Here is a 19,720-nt window from a genome sequence, read left to right as displayed (position 1 = left end):
ACGCAACCGCCGGAGAACGTCAGTGCCGGGAGAGCCGGAGCCGGAGGACGTCAGCGTCCGGAAAGTTCGTCCACCGCCGTGGCGACGTCCTCGCTCGTGATCGTGGTGAGGTCGGCCGAGCTGGCGGACCCGCCGCGCGCGGCGTGCGCGGCCAGCCGGACGTCGCGGCGCATGGCCGCGCGCTCGAACAGGGACCTGGCGAAACGCCCGTTGCCGAGCCCGTCGATGAGCCGCTCCTCGCACACCCAGGCGAACACCTCGTCGAGGTTGCGCAGCGCGTCCTCGTCGAACGAGTCGCCCGACTTCTCGGCGAGCAGCACCGCGATCTCGGTCAGCTCCTGCGGCGAGTAGCTGGGGAAGGCGACACGCTGGTTGAACCGGCTGGCCAGGCCGGGGTTGGTGGCCAGGAACGCGTCCATCTCGCGCTCGTAGCCGGCCAGCACGATGACGAGCCGGTCGCGGTCGTCCTCGGCCCGTTTGAGCAGCGTCTGCACGGCTTCGGCGCCGAACGCGTCGCCGCCTTGGTAGCCGGGGTTGACCAGGCTGTAGGCCTCGTCGATGAACAACACCCCGCCGAGCGCCCGGTCGACCAGCTCGTTGGTCTTGATCGCGGTGGCGCCGAGATGCTGGCCCACCAGGTCGGCCCGGTGCGCCTCGACCACGTCGGGCCGGGCCAGCAGGCCCAGCGCGGCGAAGATCCGGCCCAGCACTCTGGCGACCGTGGTCTTGCCGGTGCCGGGCGGGCCGGCGAACACGAAGTGCCGCATCTGCTGTGGCGTGGGCAGGCCCCGCTCCTGCCGCATGCGCGCCACCTGGAGCTGGGCGGCGATCGCGTGGACCTGCCGCTTGACCGGCGCGAGGCCGGCCATCCTGTCGAGGTCGGCCAGCGCCTCCTCCAGCGTCGGGGTGGCGACGTAGCCGCGGAACCGCGCGGTCAGCTCCTCGAACGCCTTCGTGACGTCCGCCGTCGTGGTGGTCACCAGGTCCTGCGTGCTCGGCGTGCCGCCGGCGCCCACCACGCGCACGTCGCGGGCCTGCGCGGCGGCCTCGACCAGGCTGCGCGCGAACCTGGCGTTGCCCAGCTCGTCGACCAGGCCGCGCCGGTGCACGTCCTCGTACATGCCGAGCAGCGCGCGCCGGGTGTCCTGGCCCATCGCGTCGCCCCTGCGCCGCTGGAGCAGCTCGGTGACCTCGACCAGCTCGGCGGGGGAGTAGCCGGGGAAACGCACCCTCGTGGCGAACCTGCTGGCCAGGCCCGGGTTGCTGGACAGGAACCCGCTCATCTCCTGCTCGTAGCCGGCCAGGATGATGATCAGTCGGTCGCGGTCGTCCTCGGCCCGCTTGAGCAGGGTCTGCACGGCCTCGGCGCCGAACCGGTCGGGCTGGCCGTCGGAGGAGTTGACCAGCCCGTACGCCTCGTCGATGAACAACACGCCGCCGAGCGCCCGGTCGACCAGCTCGTTGGTCTTGATCGCGGTCGCGCCCAGGAACTCGCCCACCAGGTCGGCCCGCTGCGCCTCGACCACGTAAGGGGTCTCCAGCAGGCCGAACGCGTAGAAGATCTTGGCGAGCGCGCGGGCCACGCTGGTCTTGCCGGTGCCCGGCGGGCCGACGAACACGAAGTGCCTGGTGGGCCGCTCGCTGGTGTAGCCGGCCTCGGCCCGCAGCCTGGACGCCTCGATGGAGGCGGCGATCGAGCGCACCTGCTCCTTGACCGGAGCCAGCCCGATCATGCTCTCCAGCTCGCCGAGCGCCTCCTCCACGGAGATCTGCGGCGGCGCGCCGCCCCTGTCGTGCGGCGCGTCCGGCCTGCCCTCCCGCACCCTCACCCGGACCTGTTCCTCGACCGCGGCGCTCGCCGCCTTGGCCTGGCGGGCGAGCACGAAACGGTAGACGAGCACGGTCAGTGCCGCGCCGTAGCCCACCCACACCGAGACGTTGGGCGACACGGGCGCCAGCGCGGCGGCGAGCATGCCCGCGGGAATGAGCGCCGCCAGCGTGGTCACCCACGGCGGCACCCAGCGGATGAGATGTGCGGCGGCGGCCACGAGGAGCGCCAGCCCGACCATGAGGTGCACGGCCATGGAGCCGGGCGGATAGAGCGCGCTGAACAGCCACAGCGCCACCACGACCCAGCCCGCGACCACGAGCGTGGTGGCGGCGGCCCGGGGGAAACGCATGGTCAGCGCGATGAAGGCGAGGAGCACCAGCGTGATGACGAACGTCGCGCCCAGGTTCCAGCCGAGCGCCGCGCCCACCCCCATGGTGGCCACCAGCGCGACCACGTAGAGCACGCGCCGTATGGCCGGGGGAATCCGGTCATAACGCTCCCGCACCTGCTCGAACAGATCCCGCGCTGCGGCCCGCCCCGCGGCCTGGGCCCTGCCGGACTCACGCATCACGCCTCCCCGGTCCGCCCCCGGTTATACCGCACGGGACCGAAGAGTGGGGGCTCCTGACACGCTAGGTGGAGGTCACGAAAGCGGCGATCCGCCGCCCGAGTTCCGCCCCCGCGTCCTCCTGGAGGAAGTGTCCCGCACCGTGGATCACAGGGTGGGCCAGGCCGGACGTGCCCGAGATCGATTTGAGGAGAATGGGCGCCATGCCGCCGGTGATCGGATCTCCGTCGGAGAACGCCACCAGGAACGGCCGATCGAGCGTCGTGAGGACCTCCCAGGCAGCGCGGTTGGCCGGTGCGGCGGGATCGTCGGGGCTGATCGGCACGAGCCCCGGCATGGCCCGCGGACCCGCCTTGTACGACTCGTCGGGGAACGGCGCGTCGTAGGCCGCCCGCACCTCCGCGGGCAGCTCGCTCTTGCAGCCCGCCTGGACCAATCTGGCGATGTCGAGCACCGGGGCCTTCAGCACCGCGTCCTTGAACCGGTGCCACACCTCGGGCATGGGAATGTCACCCGTGGGCAAGCCCGTGTTGGCCGCCACGATCCTGGCGACGCTCCCGGGGTGCTCGGCCGCGATCCGCAATCCGATCAGCCCGCCCCAGTCCTGGCCGACCACGGTGACGCCGCTCAGTGTGAGCGCGTCCAGCAGCAGGGCGCGGGTCCATTCGACGTGCCTGGCGTAGGTGTGGTCGGAGATGTCGGCAGGCTTGTCGGAGCGGCCGAACCCGACCAGGTCGACCGCGATCGCGCGCAGCCCGGCCGCGGCCAGCTCGGGCATGACGTGCCGGTAGAGGAAGGACCAGGTCGGCTCACCGTGCAGCAGCACGACGGGCTGGCCGTCACCGGGTCCCGCCTCCACGTAGGCCATGCGCAGGCCGTCGGCCACCTCTGCGTACCGAGGCTCGTAGGGGAAATCGGGCAGATCCGCGAAACGTTCCTCGGGCGTGCGCAAGGTTCGCATAGAACTATATTCTAGTCAGCGGCGCTGGTGTCGCCCAGGGAATTCGCCGACGAGCACCTCTTTCGGGGTGACGCGCAGGATGTCCGAGTCAGGCAGGGCGATGCCCCGCACCTCCACCCAGAACCGCCGCTGCAGCGGGTCGGCCGCGAACACCGCCACCCGGGGGTCGGCCTCGATCGCCTCCCACGCCTCGGTCTCCGCGATCAGCCGCAGCTCGCCGGTGGACGTGACGGACGCGGCCGCCCCCACGACCCGGGGACCCAGCTGGTCGCCGTAGGACAGGACGATGCTGCGGGCGTACGAGAAGGTCTGGCGCACCTCAGGGGTCAGCGGGACGGACGGCGCGGCGCCCATGGGCAGGTCGCACATGATCAGTGAGGACCGCCACGGCCCCGGCCCGCCCCGCCACCACGCCCGCAACGCCCGCGCCGCGAACACGGCCACGGCCGCCCCGAGGGCGCCGAGACCGATGCGCCAGGCCCACGCCGAGCCCAGAACCCCGCCCGCCGCGCAGGCCACGGCGGCGAGCACGACCAACCCCGTCGCGGTGACCAGCCACGCGTCGTCGCGGTGCCGGGCGCGCAGGTAGCCGCGCACCATCGGGTACGGCACGGCCAGCGCCGCCAGGGCGGCCCGCGGCTCCACCACGAGCGCCCCGCCGACCACCGGCACCAGCACCGACCAGGTCCTGCAGAGCAGGATCCAGAGCGTGACACCCACGTTCCTCCTGGCGGTGCGGTCGGCGCCGGCCAGCAGCGACTGCTCCAGCGCCGCCAGCGGCCGGCCCCGCCACGCCTCCGCCAGCGCCCGGACGGCCGCCAGAGCCGGCCAGCCCAGCACCACGATGCCCGCCAGCCCCGCCCACACCGGATCGAACGAGGTCGGCACCGAGGGCATCGCCCCCAGCACCAACCACGCGGCGAACGCGAGCACCGACACCGCGGCCGACACGACGCCCGCGCCCAGCCACGGGTCCCTGCCGAACATGGCGGGCACGTACGACCAGAGGCCGACCCGCCGCGCCTGCCTGATCGTCAGCGGCACCAGCAGGACGAGCACCGCGAACCCGCCGAGCTGCGCCTGCGCGCCCCAGTCGAAGAACAACGCCGACACCGCGATCGCCACTGTGGCGAGAGCGACGAGCAGCCGCGACTGCCGTGACCACACCTCCAGCGCCCGCCGGGCCCGGCCGGTGTCGCGCGGGTCCACCGGCCAGGCCGGATCGTGGTGCGGGCGCGGACGGTCCCAGCGCAGCAGCGACAGGCCCAGATTGACGCGGGCCTGCCGATGCCGGGGGTCGGCGGCGAGCGCCTCCAGGTAGGAGGACTCGGCGCCGGCGTGGTCGCCCCGCAGCAGCGCCAGGTCGCCCAGCATGACCTCGGGGTCGGCCTCCTCCGGCGCGAACTTCCTGGCCAGCTCCGCGTGCCCGGCCGCCTCCTGCCAGCGGCCCGGCGTCCTGCGCAGGATCGCGGCCAGCCGCAGGCGGGCCGGCCAGGAGCCGCGGGCCAGCTCCACCGCCCGCTCCGCCGCCGGCACCGCGTCCGCGTCACGGCCCAGCCGCTCGTGGGCGAGGCTGATGAGCCGGTACGCCCACTCGGCGCCCGGATCCAGGTCCACCGCCCGGCGCGCGGCGTCCAGCGCGGACTCCGGGCGACCTGCGTTGAGCCTGGTCAGGGCCTCGACACACCAGTCGCGTGAGGACCTATCGGGAATATCGTCATTGCTGCCACTTCCATGGGTCCCCACGTGACCCATGATCGGCTGACGGATGAATGTTGGATAGATACCGACATATGGCTGTATCTCTCTAGAGAGGTACGGGCCACCGTGGATCAGGCGATACCGCTATGACAAGCGCGTCGCATAGCCTAAGCTGCCACGCAAGCCGGAGCGCGCGAGCCGGGGCGCCAGTGCTCGAAAGGAGCGAGCGTCGTCAGGCGCGGTTCGCAAGCGGCCGACCGAATAGCACGTGCGGGCCCTGTCAACGGATTGGCCTGCAAGGAGGCCCATGACCGTCACACAGGCCGCACCCCCCGTACGGACTGCCGATCGCGGGCGCGGAGACAACCGCTGGTCCATTCTCGTACTGCTCTGTCTGAGCCTGCTGCTGATCACGGTCGACGCCACGGTCCTGCACATCGCGGTGCCCGCGCTCACGGCCGCGCTGGAGCCCTCGGCGGTGCAGCTGCTGTGGATCATCGACATTTACTCGCTGGTGGTCGCGCCGCTGCTGATCATGTTCGGCACGCTAGGCGACAAGTACGGGCGCAAACGGCTGGTGTTGTGCGGCTACGTCCTGTTCGGCGTGGCCTCGGCCGCGGCCGCCTTCGCCCCGACGCCGCTGACGCTGATCCTCGCCAGGGCACTGCTCGGCATCGGCGGCGCCATGATCATGCCGGCCACGCTCTCGCTCATCCGCCAGGTGTTCACCGACCGGCGCGAGCGGGCCATCGCCCTGGGCGTCTGGAGCGCGGTCGCCGCGGCCGGGGCGGCGGTCGGGCCGCTCGTCGGCGGCGTGCTGGTCGGCATCTGGTGGGGCTCGGTGTTCCTCATCAACGTGCCGATCCTGCTGGTGCTCCTGCCCGCCGCCGTCCGCCTGCTGCCCGAGTCGCCGGTGCGCAAGGGCCGGCCCTGGGACGCCGTCAGCGCGGTGTTGTCGGTGCTCGGGATCCTGGCGCTGGCGTTCGGGCTCAAGGAGGCCGGTTCGGGCAGCCTGATGCCGCTGTGGGCGTCCGTGCTGGTGTTCCTGGCCGGGCTGGCCCTGCTGATCGTGTTCGTCCGGCGGCAGACCCGGCTGCGGGTGCCGCTGCTGGAGGTCGGGCTGTTCCGGCGGCGCGAGTTCACCACCGGTGTGGCCGGGGTGCTGCTCGGCGTGTTCGCGCTGGTGGGGCTGCAGCTCATGCTCGCCCAATACCTGCAACTGGTGCTCGGCGACAGCCCGCTGCGCGCCGCGGTCAGGATGTTGCCGCTGGTGTTGTCGGCCATCGGCGGCGGGCTCGCCGCGGCCCACATCCTGCCCAGGATCGGCATGCGGGCGACGATGAGCGGCGGCCTCGGGCTCGTGGCGCTGTCCCTGACCCCCACGCTGGGCTGGGGCGTCGAGAGCCATCCCCTGATGCTGGCGATCTGCTTCGTCGGCATCGGGTTCGGAGTGCAGGTCGCGCTGCTCGCCGCCTCCGACACGATCATGTCCTCGGCCACGGAGTCCCAGGCGGGCGGTGCCGCGGCCATCGAGGAGACCGCGTACGAGCTGGGCGCGGGCATGGGCGTGGCCGTGCTCGGCACGATCACCACGATCGTCTACGCCCCTGGACTGCCCGCCGTGCCCGGAGTGACCGAGGGCGGCATGGACAAGGCCAGGCAGTCGCTCGCGGCGGCCGCGCACGTCGCGCACGAGGTCGGCGGCAGCACGGGCGGCGCGCTGCTCGACGCCGCCCGATGGGCCTTCGTCAACGCCCTGCACACGACCGTGGTCGTGAGCGTCGTTCTGCTGAGCCTGACCGCCGTGGCGGTGGCCATGCTGCTCAGCCGTGATTGAGGTGTGCCATGTCCCCGTTAGGGCAGACAATTACCGTGAAACAGGTCCTTCGTGATCTTGCCGCTTTAGTCGCCCGCGTCGGAGTGGGCGGCATTTTCTTCGCCAACGGCTGGACCAAGCTGGAAAACGGTCTCATCAACACCGGGGCGAAATTTCTCGAGCAGGGCGCGCCCGCGCCCCAAGCCTGGGCCACGGTCACCATGCTCTCCGAACTCATCGGCGGCGCGCTGCTGATCGCCGGCCTGGCGGTGTCCATCACCGGGCTCATCCTGTTCGCCGAGGCCCTGGCGGTGTTCCTGGTCGCGACACCGCTCAACCCGATCACCACGAACGAGCTGATCCTCCTGGGAGCCGCGTCCCTCCTGCTCGCCGTCGTCGGAGCCGGGCGGGTGTCGGTGGACCATATGGTGGTGATCCGGCGGAGGGAATCGGAGGCGGCTGAGGAGTTCGCCGCCGACAACGAGGCGGACCGCGTCATCGCCTCGCTCCGCGACCCGGCCACGTCCACCCCGGCCAAGGCTCAGGACGACGAACCGCCTTCGGAGGCGTCACCGACGGACGACACGGCCCCGCACCCCCGCCCCCGCGGCCAGGCGTCCGAATCCAAGCGGGGCGACGACCCGGCTCCCGCTCCGGCGCCGGGTGACACGCTGGTGGCGGGCCGCAAGAAACCCGCCCCCCGCGGCCGCCGCCCCACCACCGACTGACCCACTCTCGCGAGATCGCCGTCCCCCGCCCGCCCGCGCCGTGCTCCAGCTGCCCGCCGGGCTGGCGTGCCCGGAGCCCGGCTCAGGCGGCCGGGGCCGTGGTGCGTTCGCGGGACCTCCTCAGGGCGCCCTGCGTGAGAGCGATGGCGGCGAGGATGATGACCGCCCCCACGGGCTGGTTCCAGCTGATCGTCTCACCCAGCACCACCACGCCGGACGCCGCAGCGAACACCGGCAGCAGGTACGTCACCGTCGACGTCGTCGTCACCCCCGCCCGCGCCTGCACCCAGTACAGCAACAGATACGCCAGCCCCGTCCCGAGCCCGCCGAGGGCCGCCAGGCTCCACCACACCGGGGCAGGCGCCCCGAAGTCCACCAGCGGCACCCCCGCCATCACCGTGATGGCGGCGAGCTGGAAGGTTCCCGTGACGAGCTGCCCGGCCGCCAGCGCCACAGCGGGCTCGGAACGGCGCCCGATGATGAATCGTCCCATGTACGCGCCCCCGACCCCGTAGCACAACGCCGCTCCGAAGCAGGCCAGGCTGCCGCCCAGTTGCCCGCCGTCCATCGGCTGCCACACCCCGAGCACCACCATGACCCCGGCGAATCCCAGCCCGAGCCCCGTCACCCGGCCGGGCGTCGATCGCTCGGCACGCAGCATGAGCGTGAAGGCCAGCGTGCACAGCGGCGTCGTGGCGTTCCAGATCGCGGCCACCACCGACGAGACGTACTGCTCGCCGTACGCGAACAGCGTGAAGGGCAGCGTGGTGAGCACCACGGAGGCGATGAGGAAGTGTCCCCAGAGTCGGGGATCGCGGGGGAGCGGCCGCCGGGAGATCGCGAGCGCGACGAGCAGGACGGCGGCCCCGATGGCCATCCGGCCGAACGACACCTGCAGCGGATGCAGCGACCCCACCGCGACCTTGATGAAGAAGAAACTGTTGCCCCAGATGGCCGCCAGCAGCAGAAATCCCGGCAGCCACCCGGTCACGGTCTTGCTCTGCACACACGCCTCCCGTCGATGAACCATCGAGAGCGTAGTGATTGGAGCGCCGGAGCGCGTAGGGATATATCCCTATTTCGCGCCCTCAGATCGCGCAGGCACGTATGGCTATCCTGAGCGGCGGAGAGGGGGTGCGGATGGCCGGGGCTCGGAGGGCACGGGCGACGGTGCGCGACGTCGCCGCCGAGACGGGGCTGTCCATCGCCACGGTCTCCCGGGTGCTCAACGGCGGTGCCAACGTCGCGCCCCACACTCGCGAGCTGGTGCTGCGCGCCGTCGGCAGGCTCGGCGACCAGGCGCCCCGACCGCGCACCGGCCCGGGGGCCGACGCCGTGCCGGGAGCCGTGTACGTCCGCTGCCCGTACCTGCTGACCGACTACTTCGGGCTCATCGTCTCTTCCGTGGGGGAGACGATCGAGCTGCATGGTCGTCAGATGGTCCTCGGCGCGGGCGAGGCCGCCCAAGGCGCCGCCGTGCTGCCCGGACTGCCCGACCGGCCAGGTGTCGCCGGCGCGATCCTGATCCTGCCTCCTGAGCCGGGCGAGGAGCTCGTACGCCTGCGCGACCGCGGTTTCCCGTTCGTGGTGATCGACCCGAGCACCCCGGCGCCGAAGGACGTCCCCGCGGTGTCGGCCGCCCATTTCGCGGGCGCGCGGGGGCTGATGGCGCACGTCGTCGGGCTGGGCCACCGCCGGGTCGGGATCATCGGCGGCCCGGTGGCGTGGTTGTCCAGCGAGGCCAGGCTGGCCGGCTACACCGCCTCGCTGGCCGACGCGGGCGTGCTGCCCGAGCCCGGCCTGCTGCGCAGCGTGCCGGAGCCGACCATCGAGCACGGTCACCGGGCGGCCGGCGAGCTGCTCGACCTGCCGGAGCGGCCGACGGCGCTGGTGGCGTTCAACGACAAGATGGCGGTCGGTGCGTTGCGGGCGGCCGCCGAGCGCGGGCTGAGCGTGCCCGGCGACCTGTCGGTGGCGGGTTTCGACGACATCGACGTCAGCCGGGCGACGTCGCCGCCGCTCACCACCGTCCGCCAGCCCTTGCAGGAGATGGGCCGGATGGCGGTCACGCTGCTCATGCGCCTGCTCAGCAGGCACGCCGTGGAGGCACTGCACGTGTCCTTGGCCACGGAGCTGATCGTCCGCGGCTCCACCGGGCCCGCCCGGCGCTGATTGTTTCATTAGTTACACGGCTTGACGGCGCACTTTACTCATGTTCTTCTAAGTAAAGTTTGTTGCCTGTTTCATTTGTTTCAAGGGCATCACCCCCCGCCCGAAAGGACTCAGCCGTGTCCAGAATCCTTCTCGCGCTGGCCTGCGCCGCCGCCTTATGGCTGGCCGTGCCCGCCCCGGCGCTCGCCGCCGGCGAGCAGGTGAACATCTGGCTCACCACCACCTCCGACTCCGGAGGCCGGAACGTCACCCGCGGCCTGCAGCAGCAGAGCCCCATCGCCTTCGGCCCCGCGGGCGGCAGCGCCAATCACACGATCACGGTCAACGAGAGCACCACGTACCAGCAGTTCGAAGGCGGCGGCGCGTCGATCACGGACACCACCGCCTACCTGCTGCGCGGCGGCCCGGTCAGTGCGGCCACCCGCGACGCGGCGATGCGCAAGCTGTTCTCCCCGGCCGACGGCATCGGCCTGTCGTTCGTCCGCAACCCGATCGGCGCCTCCGACCTGTCCCGCCCCGGCATGGTCTCGCTCGACGACACCTGCTGCGACCTGAACGACTTCGGCGCCAACGGCTACGACACCAATGTCCGCCTGCTCACCGCCCAGGCCAAGCAGCTCAACCCGGCGCTGCGGGTCAAGGGCGTGCCGTGGAGCGCCCCCGGCTGGATGAAGGACAACGGCCGGATGGACCAGATGGGCTGGCTGAAGTGGGAGTACTACGGCATGTACGCCCAGTACCTGGTCAAGTACATCCAGAGCTACCGGGCCGCCGGCATCCCGGTGGACTACATCTCGGTCCAGAACGAGCCCAACTGCTGCCAGGCGTCCAACCCGACCGCCATGAACTACCCGGGCATGTCCTGGAACGCCTCCGGCCTCATCGAGTTCACCAAGAACTTCGTCTACCCGGCCTTCCGGGCCGCGGGGATCACCACCAAGGTGCTCGTCCACGACTGGAACTACGGCGACTACGGCCAGATCGGCCAGCCCATCCTCGCTGACGCGGGGATCCGCAACGACCCGCTGTTCGGCGGCATCGCCTGGCACGGCTACTGGGGTGACCCGGCCGTCGGCACGCAGGTGCACGACCAGTACCCGGCGGTGTCGCAGTTCAGCACCGAGCATTCGGGCGGCACCTGGATCGCCAACCAGCACAACGAGGACATGGCCGACATCGTGACCTATGCCCGTAACTGGAGCCGCAGCCTGGTCAAGTGGAGTCTGGCGCTCAACCAGCACATGGGCCCGCACAACGGCGGCTGCGGCACCTGCACCGGCCTGATCACGGTCCAGGAGGGCGGCGAGCGAGCGGGCCAGGTCGACTACACGATCGAGTACTACACGACCGGCCACCTGACCAAGTTCGTCAAGCCGGGCGCGTACCGGATCGCCTCGACCGCCAACAACACGGTCCAGAACGTCGCCTGGCGCAACCCCGACGGCTCCAAGGCCCTGATCGCCCACAACGGCGGCACGTCGCCCCAGTCGATCAGGGTCGACTGGGGCGGCCAGTCCTTCGTCTACACGCTGCCTGCCCGTACCACCGCGACCTTCACCTGGTCGGGCAGCCAGGGCACGAGCGGCGGGCCGATCACCGGCCTGGCCGGCAAGTGCATCGACGTGGCCGGCGCCAGCAGCGCCGACGGCACCCCCGTCCAGCTCTACACCTGCAACGGCACGCCCGCCCAGCAGTGGACCCGCCCCGGCGATGGCACGCTCCGCGCCCTCGGCAAGTGTCTCGACGTGGTCGACCACGGCACCGCCGACGGCAGCAAGCTGCAGTTGTGGTCGTGCACCGGCGGCGCCAACCAGCAGTGGACCCACACCGCCGGCCGCGACCTGGTGAACCCGGCCGCCGCCAAATGCGCCGACGTCACCGGCAACACCAGCGCCGACGGCACCCGCCTGCAGATCTGGACCTGCACGGGCGCCGCCAACCAGAAGTGGACCCTCTCTTAGGAAGGAGCCCGGCTCACATGCCTGCCGTGAGCCGGGCCACCACCCGCATCTTGTTCATCGCGTCCAGCGCCGCCACCTTGTACGACTCCGCCAGCGTCGGATAGTTGAACACCGCGTTGACCAGGTAGTCCACCGTCCCGCCGCACCCCATCACGGTCTGCCCGATGTGCACCAGCTCCGTCGCGCCCGTGCCGAACACGTGCACGCCCAGCAGCCGCCGGTCCTCGGAGGACACCAGCAGCTTGAGCATCCCGTACGAGTCACCGATGATCTGTCCCCTGGCCAGCTCGCGGTAGCGCGAGATGCCCACCTCGAAGGGGATCTTGTCCCGGGTCAGCTCGTCCTCCGACTTCCCGACGAAGCTGATCTCCGGGATCGTGTAGATGCCGATGGGTGGCAGGTCGGCCAGCTCCTCGACCGGCTCGCCGCACGCGTGCTGGGCGGCCAGCCGGCCCTGCTCCATCGACGTGGCCGCCAGCGCGGGGAAGCCGATCACGTCGCCGACCGCGTAAATGTGCGGGACGGGCGTGGCGTAGTTCTCGTCCACCTTGATCCGGCCCCGCGCGTCGGCGGCCAGGCCGGCCGCCTCCAGGCACAGCTCGGTGGTCTTGCCCTGGCGGCCGGCCGAGTACATGACGCAGTCGGCGGGGATCTTCTTGCCGCTCTCCAGCAGGGTCAGCGCGCCGCCGGGGCGGCGCTCGACGGCCGCCACGTTCTCGCCGAACCTGAAGGTCACCGCCAGGTCCCGCAAGTGGTACTTGAGCGCCTCGACGATCTCCAGGTCGCAGAACTCCAGCATGCGCTCGCGCCGCTCCACGACCGTCACCTTGGTGCCGAGCGCGGCGAACATGGAGGCGTACTCGATGCCGATGACCCCGGCACCCACCACGACGAGCGTCTCGGGCACCTGCTCCAGGTGCAGGATCGCGTCGGAGTCGATGACCGTCCTGCCGTCGAACTCGACGCTGTCCGGGCGGGCAGGGGACGTGCCGGTGGCGATCACGATCTTCTCCGCGGTGACCTTCTTCTCCGCGCTCTCGTCGTCGTGGGTGATCCCGATCGTGTGCGGGTCCAGGAACCGGCCGGTGCCGTGCAGGACGGTCACGTGGTTGCGGGCGAGCTGGCTGCGGATGACCTGGATCTCCCGGCCGATGACGTGCTGCGTGCGCATCCCCAGGTCCGCTACCGTGATCTCCTCCTTCACGCGGTAGCTTGCGCCGTAGAGCTCGCGCTGGTTGAGCCCCGTGAGGTAGAGGACCGCCTCGCGCAGGGTCTTCGACGGGATGGTGCCCGTGTTGATGCACACGCCGCCGATCATGTGCCTTTTCTCGACTATCGCGACACGCTTGCCGAGTTTCGCCGCCGCGATCGCGGCCTTCTGCCCACCAGGTCCGGAACCCAGGACCACAACATCAAAGTCCGCCACACCGTACAGTCTGGGGGCGGCATGTTAACGGGGAAAGCCCTCTCTGGGAGACTTCGACGTATGTCGCGTGCTTTCACCCAGGTTGATGTGTTCCCCGCCACGCCGTTCCACGGCAACGCCCTGGCGGTCGTGCTGGACGGCGAGGGGCTGGGCACGGAAGAGATGCAGCGGTTCGCCAAGTGGACGAACCTGGCCGAGACCACCTTCCTGCTTCCCCCGACCACTCCCGAGGCCGACTACCGGGTGCGGATCTTCACCACGGAGACCGAGCTGCCCTTCGCCGGGCACCCCACACTGGGGTCCTGCCACGCCTGGCTGGAGGCGGGCGGCGTGTCCCGCGTGGACGGGGAGATCGTCCAGGAGTGCGGCGCCGGGCTGGTACGGCTGCGCAGGATCGACGGGCGCCTTGCCTTCCAGGCGCCGCCGCTGGTGCGCTCCGGGCCCGTGGAGGAAGAGCTCGTCGAGCGCATCGCCGAGTCACTCGGGATCGAGCGCGATGACATCGTGGCCGCCGAATGGGCCGACAACGGTCCCGGCTGGGTCGGCGTGCTGCTCGCGGACGCCGCGTCGGTGCTCGCGCTGCGGCCGGGACCGGTGCCGTGCACCGTGGGCGTGGCCGGACCGTACCTGGATGGCGCGCCGTGCGCGTTCGAGGTGCGCGCCTTCATCCCGCACCAGGGCTCCACCGTGGAAGACCCCGTGACGGGCAGCCTGAACGCCTCGCTGGCCCAGTGGCTCCTGCGCACCGGCCGCGCCAAGGCCCCCTACGTGGCCGCCCAGGGCACCGCGATCGGGCGCGGGGGGCGGATCCACATCTCCGCCGGCTCCCCGGACGACGTCTGGGTGGGCGGCTCGGTCGTCACGTGCGTCACCGGCCGGGTCGAGTTGTGAACCACACCTCGTCGCCCGGCCTGAGCTGGGCGGCGACCGCCAGGTCCGCGGCGCGTACGACGCCGATGACCGGATAGCCGCCCGTCGGCGGATGGTCGGCCAGGAACACGATGGGCTGCCCGCTCGGCGGCACCTGGATCGCCCCGGTCACCATGCCCTCGCTCGGCAGCTCGCCCTCCTTCGCGCGGGCCAGCTCCGGCCCGTGCAGCCGCACGCCGACGCGGTTGCTGTCCTGGCTCACGGTGTACGGCCGCGCGCACATCTCCTCCAGCGCCTCGGGCGCGAACCAGTCGTCGCGCGGCCCCGGCAGCACCCGCAGCACGGCCGGCCGCCGCTCCGGCGGCGGCGCCACATCCACCGCGATCACGCCCTCCGGCCGCCCCACCGGCAGCAGCGTGCCGGCCCGCAGCGGCTCCGGCCCCAGTCCCGAGAGCGAGTCTGTGGACCGGCTGCCGAGCACCGGCTCGACCGCGATCCCGCCGCGCACCGCCAGATACGTGCGCAACCCCCACTCCGGCGCGCCCAGCCGCAGCTCCGCGCCCTCCGGAACCCAGAACGGCGCCCCCATGCCCGCCCCGCGGACGGGACCGGCAGGCACCGGCGCCCCGGCCAACGCCACCCACGCCCCCTGGAGGAACCGCAGCCGCGCCATGCCGAAGGTCAGCTCGATCCCCGCCAGCGCCTCGGCGTTGCCCACGAGCCGGTTCGCCAGCCGCAGGCTCGCCGCGTCCGCCGCCCCCGAGCGCGGCACCCCCAGGTGGGCGTATCCGGGCCGCCCGAGGTCCTGGACGGTCGCGTACGGACCGGGCGCGAGAACCTCGATCATGCCTGCTCGAACCGCACACGCGTACCCGGCTGGAACAACGACGGCGGGTCCGCCGCCACGTCCCACACCCGCACGGACGTGCGCCCCAGCAGCCGCCACCCACCGGGGGATGCACTCGGATAGACCGCCGAGTACGGTCCCGCGATCGCCACCGACCCGGCGGGCACCGACGTGCGCGGCGTGTCCAGCCTCGGCGTCTCCAGCACCGGATCCAGTCCGGTGAGATAGGCGAACCCCGGCGCGAACCCCAGCCACCCCACGACCAGCTCCCGCCCCAGATGCCGCTGGATCACCTCTGCCACGGAGATCCCGGCCAGTGCCGCCACGGAATCGAGATCCGCGCCGTCATAGACCACGGGAATCGTCACGACCGGCCCCGCGGCCACGCCGGCCCGCTCCCTGCCGCGCTCCCCGGCGACGACCGCCTCCAGCCGCGCCCGCAACCGCGCCTGATCCGCACCAGGAGCCACCACCAGGACGGTGTCCGGCCCCGGCACGATCTCCACGACCCCCTCCGGCCGGTCCGCCCGCAGCGCCGCATCCAGCCGGTGCGACAACTCCAGCGAGCCCGTCTCCACGAGCAGCCCGTGCTCCCCGGCCATCCGGATCACGCGAACGCCTGCAGGACCACTCCGGCCGCCAGCAACGTGTCCCGCACCCCCTGAGCCAGCCGGACGGCGTCAGGCGTGTCTCCGTGGACGCAGATGGAACGGGCGGAAATCGGTACGGAACTGCCGTCCACGGCCGTCACAGAGCCTTCCACGGCCATCTGGAGGGCACGGTGGGCCACCGCCGCGGGGTCGTGGAGCACGGCGTCCGGCTCCCTGCGCGGGACGAGCGTCCCGGCCGGCGTGTACGCGCGGTCCGCGAACGCCTCGTTCACCGTCGGCACACCCTCGGCCGCCGCCACCTTGTGCACGACCGAACCCGGCAGCGTCAGCACCGGCAGGGACGGGTCGTAGTCGGCCACCGCGTCGATCACCGCCGCGGCCTGGACCTCGTCGCGGCAGATCCGGTTGTAGAGCGCGCCGTGCGGCTTGACGTACGACACCCGGCCGCCCATCGCCCTGGCGATGCCGTCGACCGCGGCGAGCTGGTAGAGGACCTCCGCACACAGCTCCTCGGGCTCGACGTCCATCTCCCTGCGGCCGAAGTGCGCCAGGTCGCGGTAGGACACCTGCGCCCCGATCGTCACGCCCCGGTCCACGGCCGCCGCGCAGGTGCGCCTGATCGTGACGGGGTCACCGGCATGGAAGCCGCAGGCCACGTTGGCGCTCGTGACGATGTCGAGCAGCGCCAGGTCGTCGCCGAGGCGCCAGATGCCGAAGCCTTCGCCCAGGTCCGCGTTGAGGTCGATCACCATGGCATCCATCATGGCAACTCCCCGTCATCTTGGCGCGACGAACAGGGTCTGAGTCGCCGTCCCGACCTGGCCGCTCTCGTCGTACAGGGTGGAGCGGGTCAGCCCTCTGCCGGACGGGCCGATGACGGTCTCGGCGTCCAGGCAGATCCACTCGCCCTCGGGGGAGCGGAACAGGGAGATCGTCAGGTCCACGTTCACGAACACGTGGGTGGCGAAGTCGACGGCGAAGCTGACCCCGTTGCCGCTGTCGGCGAACACCGCCAGCCGCTCCAGCGGGGTCATCTCCTCGCCTTCGACCAGCGGGATCGTGAGCCTGCCCCACACCGTTGCAGGGCCGAGCTCCATGGGGCCGCCGGTGACGAAACGCCAGTCGAGCGCCTTGCCGTACCCGAAACCGGAGCCCAGCCACGAGCGCGCGTGCTCATCCGAGCGCGGCGGCACGGGGGCGGGCGGGCCGGGGACCGGCGTCGCGGGCGTGTCCGCCTCGCGGATGCGCCAGGCACTCGCCCTGGCGTATTCACGGCCGCCGGACGACACGCTCGCGGTGAGGCATTGCACGCGCTTGCCGTCACGCGCCACGTCGGTCGCGATCTCCAGCTCGGCGACGGGCACCGGCGCGAACACGTCCACCACGAGCCGGGACGGCTCCAATCCCGGACGCGGCGCGGTCCGGGCCAGCTCGTGGACGATGAGCGCGGTGACCGGGCCCATGTGCTGAGTGGCCGGGTCCCAGGGCCCCTGCGTGTGCTCCGACGCCAGGTAGCGGCCCTCGGCCAGGCGGGTGTACATCGACATAGAAGAATATTCTAGATTTCGTCGGGGATGTCGGCGATGTCGTCGAGGGCCGCGGCCAGCTCGTCCGGGTCGCCGCCGATCCGCTCGGCGATCTCGATCAGCACATGGAGCACGTCGTGACGGTCGTGGCCGAGATCGAGCAGGCGCTGCGCGGCCTCCCACAGCTGCGGCGGGTCGCCCTCCCACAACCGGGTGGCGATCTCCTCGTGCCACGCCAGATGCTCCTGGTCGATCGTGCCGCCGTGGTCGATCTCCAGTAACGTGCGCCGGTCCGCCTCGTCGGCCGGGTTGAGCGTGTCGAGCTCGATCCCGTTGTGCGTCCCCTGCAGATAGGGGAACGCGAAGACCCGCCTGGCCAGCGCCGACAGGTCGCCGTCCGGGAGCAGCCGCTCCAGCAGCGGCAGGTCCAGCCCGAACGACGTCGGATCCCGATAGGCCTCGGGGAACTTGCCCGTGGCCTCCCACACCGCGTCCAGCGTGGCCTTGAGCCCCTGCTCGGGCAGCCCCGTGCGGTGCGCGGCGAAGCGCACCCACGCCGAGAGCACGTGCGGCATCGCCTCCTGCTCGGCCACACTGAGCAGCACTTTGCGCGGCAGCCAGTCGAGCAGGAACGTCTCGCACTTGGTCGGGCTGACCCGCAGCGGCCGGTTGAAGTCCTGCTCGCAGCCGTAATCGATGATGTGGTCGGCGCACCGCGAGGCGGCCGACGGGTCGGACAGGTGCTCGGCCGCGTCCGAGGCCAGGAACTCCGCCGCCAGCATGGCCCGCCGCTCGCGGCTGTAGGGGGCCTCGATGTGCAGCGGGGCCGGGCGCTTGCGGCCCGGCGGCAGCGCCTTGAGCCGGGCGCGGGCGAAGGCGTGGTAGGCGCTGTAGCTGTCGCTCACCGGGGGCGGGGTCTTGGGCTCCCTCGTGGCCTTCATCGCAGACTCGAGCAGCGCCCGGGCCTGCTCGGGCTGGATCTCCTCGAACAGCAGCATGGGGTTGCCCGCCGCCTCGGCGTTGGCCTGCTCCAGCAGCTTGTCGACCTGGGAGGACACCCAGGCGTCGCGGGCCATGCCGCTCATGTTGTAGTCGACGACCATGACCAGCGCGTGCCGGTCCTTCAGCTGCGATGTTTCGTTCCAGCGGTAGGCGAAGGTGCAGATCACCGTGTCCTGGTCGCCGTAGGCGTCGCGGGAGACGTAGCAGCCGGCGGGCTTGACGGCGCCGACCTTGTCGGCCCAGCCGGGCCGGGCCACTCCGGACTCCATCATCGCCAGGGCCGCGCCCTCGGCCTTGGCGCCCTGGCGGGCGGTGCCCAGATAGGCCAGGCACATGAGCAACGTCAGCGAGGCCGGTGTGCCGGCCTTGGCGGCGTAGTCGACGAGCCCCTCGCCGAGCACCTGCTCCACGTCGCCGCCTCTGACCCGCCTGCCCCACCAGGCTCCGATCATGTCGGAGACCATCAGCTCCGCGTCGAGGGGAGTGCGTACGGCGAGCAGCTCACGGGCCGCCTGCACCATCTCCTTGAACACGTCGTCTGGTGGGGTGCTCTCCCGGGGATCTCGTCGGTGTCGGCGCACACCCTCACTCTCTCGTATTCCAGGCCCAAACGGTGCGGAGAACCCGGCCCGGTAACCCCGATGTTATCGGGGGTTGCTGCCGTGCCGAAGGCGTGCTGTACCAAAGGCGGCGCCAGGGGCGCTGCGGCGCTGCCACGCGGCCGTCGTCGCTATCGCAGGCCGCGCGGCGGAGGCGCCGAGTTGACGATCGCGAGCAGGTGCTCTCGCGCGATGCGTTCCACGATCTCGGGCGTCGCGGAGATGCCCAGATGCTGCGTGCACGCGCACACGTCCGCAACACAGCGGTCGATCGTGTCCACGGGCACGGTCAGGAACTCTTCGGCCAGCCTGAGACTGACCGGCTCCCGCAGGAACCGTGTGGCCAGAGCGAGCATAGGTGTGAGATTCCTCTGGAGACCCAGGGGCAAACCCCCAGGAATGTCTGCAGGGCGACTTGCGCTCTCATTTCACCTTTTCTCGGCCGAGTGTCAAGCCTCCGCGGAGGCTGTGTTCACATCACCGAGGGCCCATTCATGCGAAGCTGTCTCCATGCGCATCCAGCTCGCCCAGCAAAGCGAGGCAGACGAGCTCCTCGGCCGCAGCCCGCTCGCGCTGCTCGTCGGCATGCTCCTCGACCAGCAGATTCCCATGGAGTGGGCGTTCACGGGGCCTTACACCATCTCCCAGCGGCTGGGGCACGACCTCACGGCCGCGGAGATTGCCTCGTATGATCCTGAGGCGTTCGCCGCGCTGCTCGCCGAGAAGCCGGCCGTGCACCGCTACCCGAAGTCTATGGCGGCCAGGGTCCAGCAGCTCGCGGCCTACCTCGTCGAACACCACGACGGGCAGCCGGAGAAGATCTGGGCGGATGCGGCGGATGGCAAAGAGTTGCTGAAACGACTCATGGCCCTTCCGGGATACGGCAAGCAGAAGGCCCAGATTTTTTTGGCATTGCTGGGGAAGCAGTTGGGGGTCCAACCTTCAGGCTGGCGTGAGGCAGCCGGAGCCTACGGCGAGGAGGGGTCACACCGATCGGTCGCCGACGTCGTCGACGCCGAGAGCCTGGTCCGCGTGCGTGTCGCCAAGCAAGAGGCCAAGCGCGCGGCGAAGGCCGAGTAGCTGCGCTGTAACCTGATCTTG

Annotated in this window: 17 protein-coding genes; 6 read left to right on the top strand and 11 right to left on the bottom strand. The window is 71.3% G+C overall.

Features of this window, described 5'->3' with window-relative positions; translation table 11 throughout:
* Positions 1–50: 50 nt before the first annotated feature.
* From EDD27_RS29885 to EDD27_RS29875, 3 genes are all read right to left on the bottom strand, one after another.
* Complete coding sequence (locus tag EDD27_RS29885; RefSeq protein WP_127935340.1) at positions 51–2,399, bottom strand: AAA family ATPase; 2,349 nt, start codon at positions 2,397–2,399, stop codon at positions 51–53.
* Between the two features lie 64 nt (positions 2,400–2,463).
* Positions 2,464–3,360: a haloalkane dehalogenase gene (locus EDD27_RS29880; RefSeq protein ID WP_127935339.1), complete on the bottom strand. Its 897-nt coding sequence runs from the start codon at positions 3,358–3,360 to the stop codon at positions 2,464–2,466.
* Between the two features lie 15 nt (positions 3,361–3,375).
* Positions 3,376–5,115: a tetratricopeptide repeat protein gene (locus tag EDD27_RS29875; RefSeq protein WP_241564330.1), complete on the bottom strand. Its 1,740-nt coding sequence runs from the start codon at positions 5,113–5,115 to the stop codon at positions 3,376–3,378.
* Between the two features lie 253 nt (positions 5,116–5,368).
* Here EDD27_RS29875 and EDD27_RS29870 point away from each other — a divergent pair, with 253 nt between their 5' ends.
* Both EDD27_RS29870 and EDD27_RS29865 read left to right on the top strand, forming a co-directional pair.
* Positions 5,369–6,898 carry an MFS transporter gene (locus EDD27_RS29870; RefSeq protein ID WP_127935337.1) on the top strand — a complete coding sequence of 510 codons (1,530 nt, stop codon included), beginning with the start codon at positions 5,369–5,371 and terminating at the stop codon, positions 6,896–6,898.
* A 35-nt stretch (positions 6,899–6,933) separates the two neighbouring features.
* A complete protein-coding gene (locus EDD27_RS29865) occupies positions 6,934–7,605 on the top strand; it encodes a DoxX family protein (protein ID WP_164903842.1) in 672 nt (223 codons plus the stop codon).
* An 82-nt stretch (positions 7,606–7,687) separates the two neighbouring features.
* On the opposite strand, the gene EDD27_RS29860 is transcribed toward EDD27_RS29865, so the two are convergent.
* Positions 7,688–8,611 (bottom strand): DMT family transporter, encoded by a 924-nt coding sequence (locus tag EDD27_RS29860; protein WP_206641717.1) that lies wholly within the window; start codon positions 8,609–8,611, stop codon positions 7,688–7,690.
* A gap of 134 nt (positions 8,612–8,745) precedes the next feature.
* On the opposite strand from EDD27_RS29860, the gene EDD27_RS29855 reads away from it, so the two are divergent.
* Positions 8,746–9,777: a LacI family DNA-binding transcriptional regulator gene (locus tag EDD27_RS29855; protein WP_127935334.1), complete on the top strand. Its 1,032-nt coding sequence runs from the start codon at positions 8,746–8,748 to the stop codon at positions 9,775–9,777.
* Positions 9,778–9,893: 116 nt separating this feature from the next.
* Complete coding sequence (locus tag EDD27_RS29850; protein WP_206641716.1) at positions 9,894–11,738, top strand: ricin-type beta-trefoil lectin domain protein; 1,845 nt, start codon at positions 9,894–9,896, stop codon at positions 11,736–11,738.
* A 13-nt stretch (positions 11,739–11,751) separates the two neighbouring features.
* Here EDD27_RS29850 and sthA read toward each other — a convergent pair whose 3' ends face one another.
* The gene (gene sthA / locus EDD27_RS29845; RefSeq protein WP_127935332.1) at positions 11,752–13,164 is read right to left on the bottom strand and encodes a Si-specific NAD(P)(+) transhydrogenase; all 1,413 of its coding nucleotides are present in this window, start codon (positions 13,162–13,164) and stop codon (positions 11,752–11,754) included.
* Positions 13,165–13,224: 60 nt separating this feature from the next.
* Between sthA and EDD27_RS29840 the strand changes: the two genes are divergently transcribed.
* Positions 13,225–14,055, top strand: a complete 831-nt coding sequence (locus EDD27_RS29840) for a PhzF family phenazine biosynthesis protein (RefSeq protein ID WP_127935331.1) — start codon at positions 13,225–13,227, stop codon at positions 14,053–14,055.
* Here EDD27_RS29840 and EDD27_RS29835 read toward each other — a convergent pair.
* From EDD27_RS29835 to EDD27_RS29810, 6 genes are all read right to left on the bottom strand, one after another.
* Complete coding sequence (locus EDD27_RS29835) at positions 14,033–14,881, bottom strand: 5-oxoprolinase subunit C family protein (RefSeq protein ID WP_127935330.1); 849 nt, start codon at positions 14,879–14,881, stop codon at positions 14,033–14,035. The two genes, EDD27_RS29840 and EDD27_RS29835, sit on opposite strands and share 23 nt — an antisense overlap.
* On the bottom strand, positions 14,878–15,483 hold the full coding sequence (locus tag EDD27_RS29830) for a 5-oxoprolinase subunit B family protein (protein ID WP_127941052.1): 606 nt from the start codon (positions 15,481–15,483) through the stop codon (positions 14,878–14,880). The genes EDD27_RS29835 and EDD27_RS29830 overlap by 4 nt, the downstream gene beginning before the upstream one ends.
* A 5-nt stretch (positions 15,484–15,488) precedes the next feature.
* Positions 15,489–16,244, bottom strand: coding sequence for a LamB/YcsF family protein (locus EDD27_RS29825; RefSeq protein ID WP_127941051.1), 756 nt, complete (start codon positions 16,242–16,244; stop codon positions 15,489–15,491).
* A 24-nt stretch (positions 16,245–16,268) separates the two neighbouring features.
* Positions 16,269–17,039 carry a thioesterase family protein gene (locus tag EDD27_RS29820; protein ID WP_127935329.1) on the bottom strand — a complete coding sequence of 257 codons (771 nt, stop codon included), beginning with the start codon at positions 17,037–17,039 and terminating at the stop codon, positions 16,269–16,271.
* 11 nt (positions 17,040–17,050) lie between these two features.
* On the bottom strand, positions 17,051–18,541 hold the full coding sequence (locus EDD27_RS29815; protein ID WP_241564860.1) for a hypothetical protein: 1,491 nt from the start codon (positions 18,539–18,541) through the stop codon (positions 17,051–17,053).
* Positions 18,542–18,750: 209 nt separating this feature from the next.
* Complete coding sequence (locus EDD27_RS29810; protein WP_127935328.1) at positions 18,751–18,975, bottom strand: hypothetical protein; 225 nt, start codon at positions 18,973–18,975, stop codon at positions 18,751–18,753.
* A gap of 154 nt (positions 18,976–19,129) precedes the next feature.
* Between EDD27_RS29810 and EDD27_RS29805 the strand changes: the two genes are divergently transcribed.
* Positions 19,130–19,699 (top strand): HhH-GPD-type base excision DNA repair protein, encoded by a 570-nt coding sequence (locus EDD27_RS29805; protein ID WP_127935327.1) that lies wholly within the window; start codon positions 19,130–19,132, stop codon positions 19,697–19,699.
* The last annotated feature ends 21 nt before the right edge of the window (positions 19,700–19,720 follow it).

Source organism: Nonomuraea polychroma (genome assembly GCF_004011505.1).
In the GTDB taxonomy this organism is placed as follows: domain Bacteria; phylum Actinomycetota; class Actinomycetes; order Streptosporangiales; family Streptosporangiaceae; genus Nonomuraea; species Nonomuraea polychroma.
Note: the sequence above shows the minus strand (reverse complement) of the source record. Positions and strands in the feature narration are given on the sequence as shown.

Excerpts from the sequence above, each read along its gene's own strand:
- EDD27_RS29870 (WP_127935337.1), top strand. The coding sequence starts at position 5,369 with ATGACCGTCACACAGGCCGCACCCCCCGTACGGACTGCCGATCGCGGG.
- EDD27_RS29805 (WP_127935327.1), top strand. The coding sequence starts at position 19,130 with ATGCGCATCCAGCTCGCCCAGCAAAGCGAGGCAGACGAGCTCCTCGGC.
- EDD27_RS29815 (WP_241564860.1), bottom strand. The coding sequence starts at position 18,541 with ATGGTGCAGGCGGCCCGTGAGCTGCTCGCCGTACGCACTCCCCTCGAC.
- EDD27_RS29825 (WP_127941051.1), bottom strand. The coding sequence starts at position 16,244 with ATGGTGATCGACCTCAACGCGGACCTGGGCGAAGGCTTCGGCATCTGG.
- EDD27_RS29835 (WP_127935330.1), bottom strand. The coding sequence starts at position 14,881 with ATGATCGAGGTTCTCGCGCCCGGTCCGTACGCGACCGTCCAGGACCTC.
- EDD27_RS29855 (WP_127935334.1), top strand. The coding sequence starts at position 8,746 with ATGGCCGGGGCTCGGAGGGCACGGGCGACGGTGCGCGACGTCGCCGCC.
- EDD27_RS29840 (WP_127935331.1), top strand. The coding sequence starts at position 13,225 with ATGTCGCGTGCTTTCACCCAGGTTGATGTGTTCCCCGCCACGCCGTTC.
- EDD27_RS29810 (WP_127935328.1), bottom strand. The coding sequence starts at position 18,975 with ATGCTCGCTCTGGCCACACGGTTCCTGCGGGAGCCGGTCAGTCTCAGG.
- EDD27_RS29830 (WP_127941052.1), bottom strand. The coding sequence starts at position 15,483 with ATGGCCGGGGAGCACGGGCTGCTCGTGGAGACGGGCTCGCTGGAGTTG.
- EDD27_RS29820 (WP_127935329.1), bottom strand. The coding sequence starts at position 17,039 with ATGTCGATGTACACCCGCCTGGCCGAGGGCCGCTACCTGGCGTCGGAG.
- EDD27_RS29875 (WP_241564330.1), bottom strand. The coding sequence starts at position 5,115 with ATGGGTCACGTGGGGACCCATGGAAGTGGCAGCAATGACGATATTCCC.
- EDD27_RS29885 (WP_127935340.1), bottom strand. The coding sequence starts at position 2,399 with ATGCGTGAGTCCGGCAGGGCCCAGGCCGCGGGGCGGGCCGCAGCGCGG.
- EDD27_RS29880 (WP_127935339.1), bottom strand. The coding sequence starts at position 3,360 with ATGCGAACCTTGCGCACGCCCGAGGAACGTTTCGCGGATCTGCCCGAT.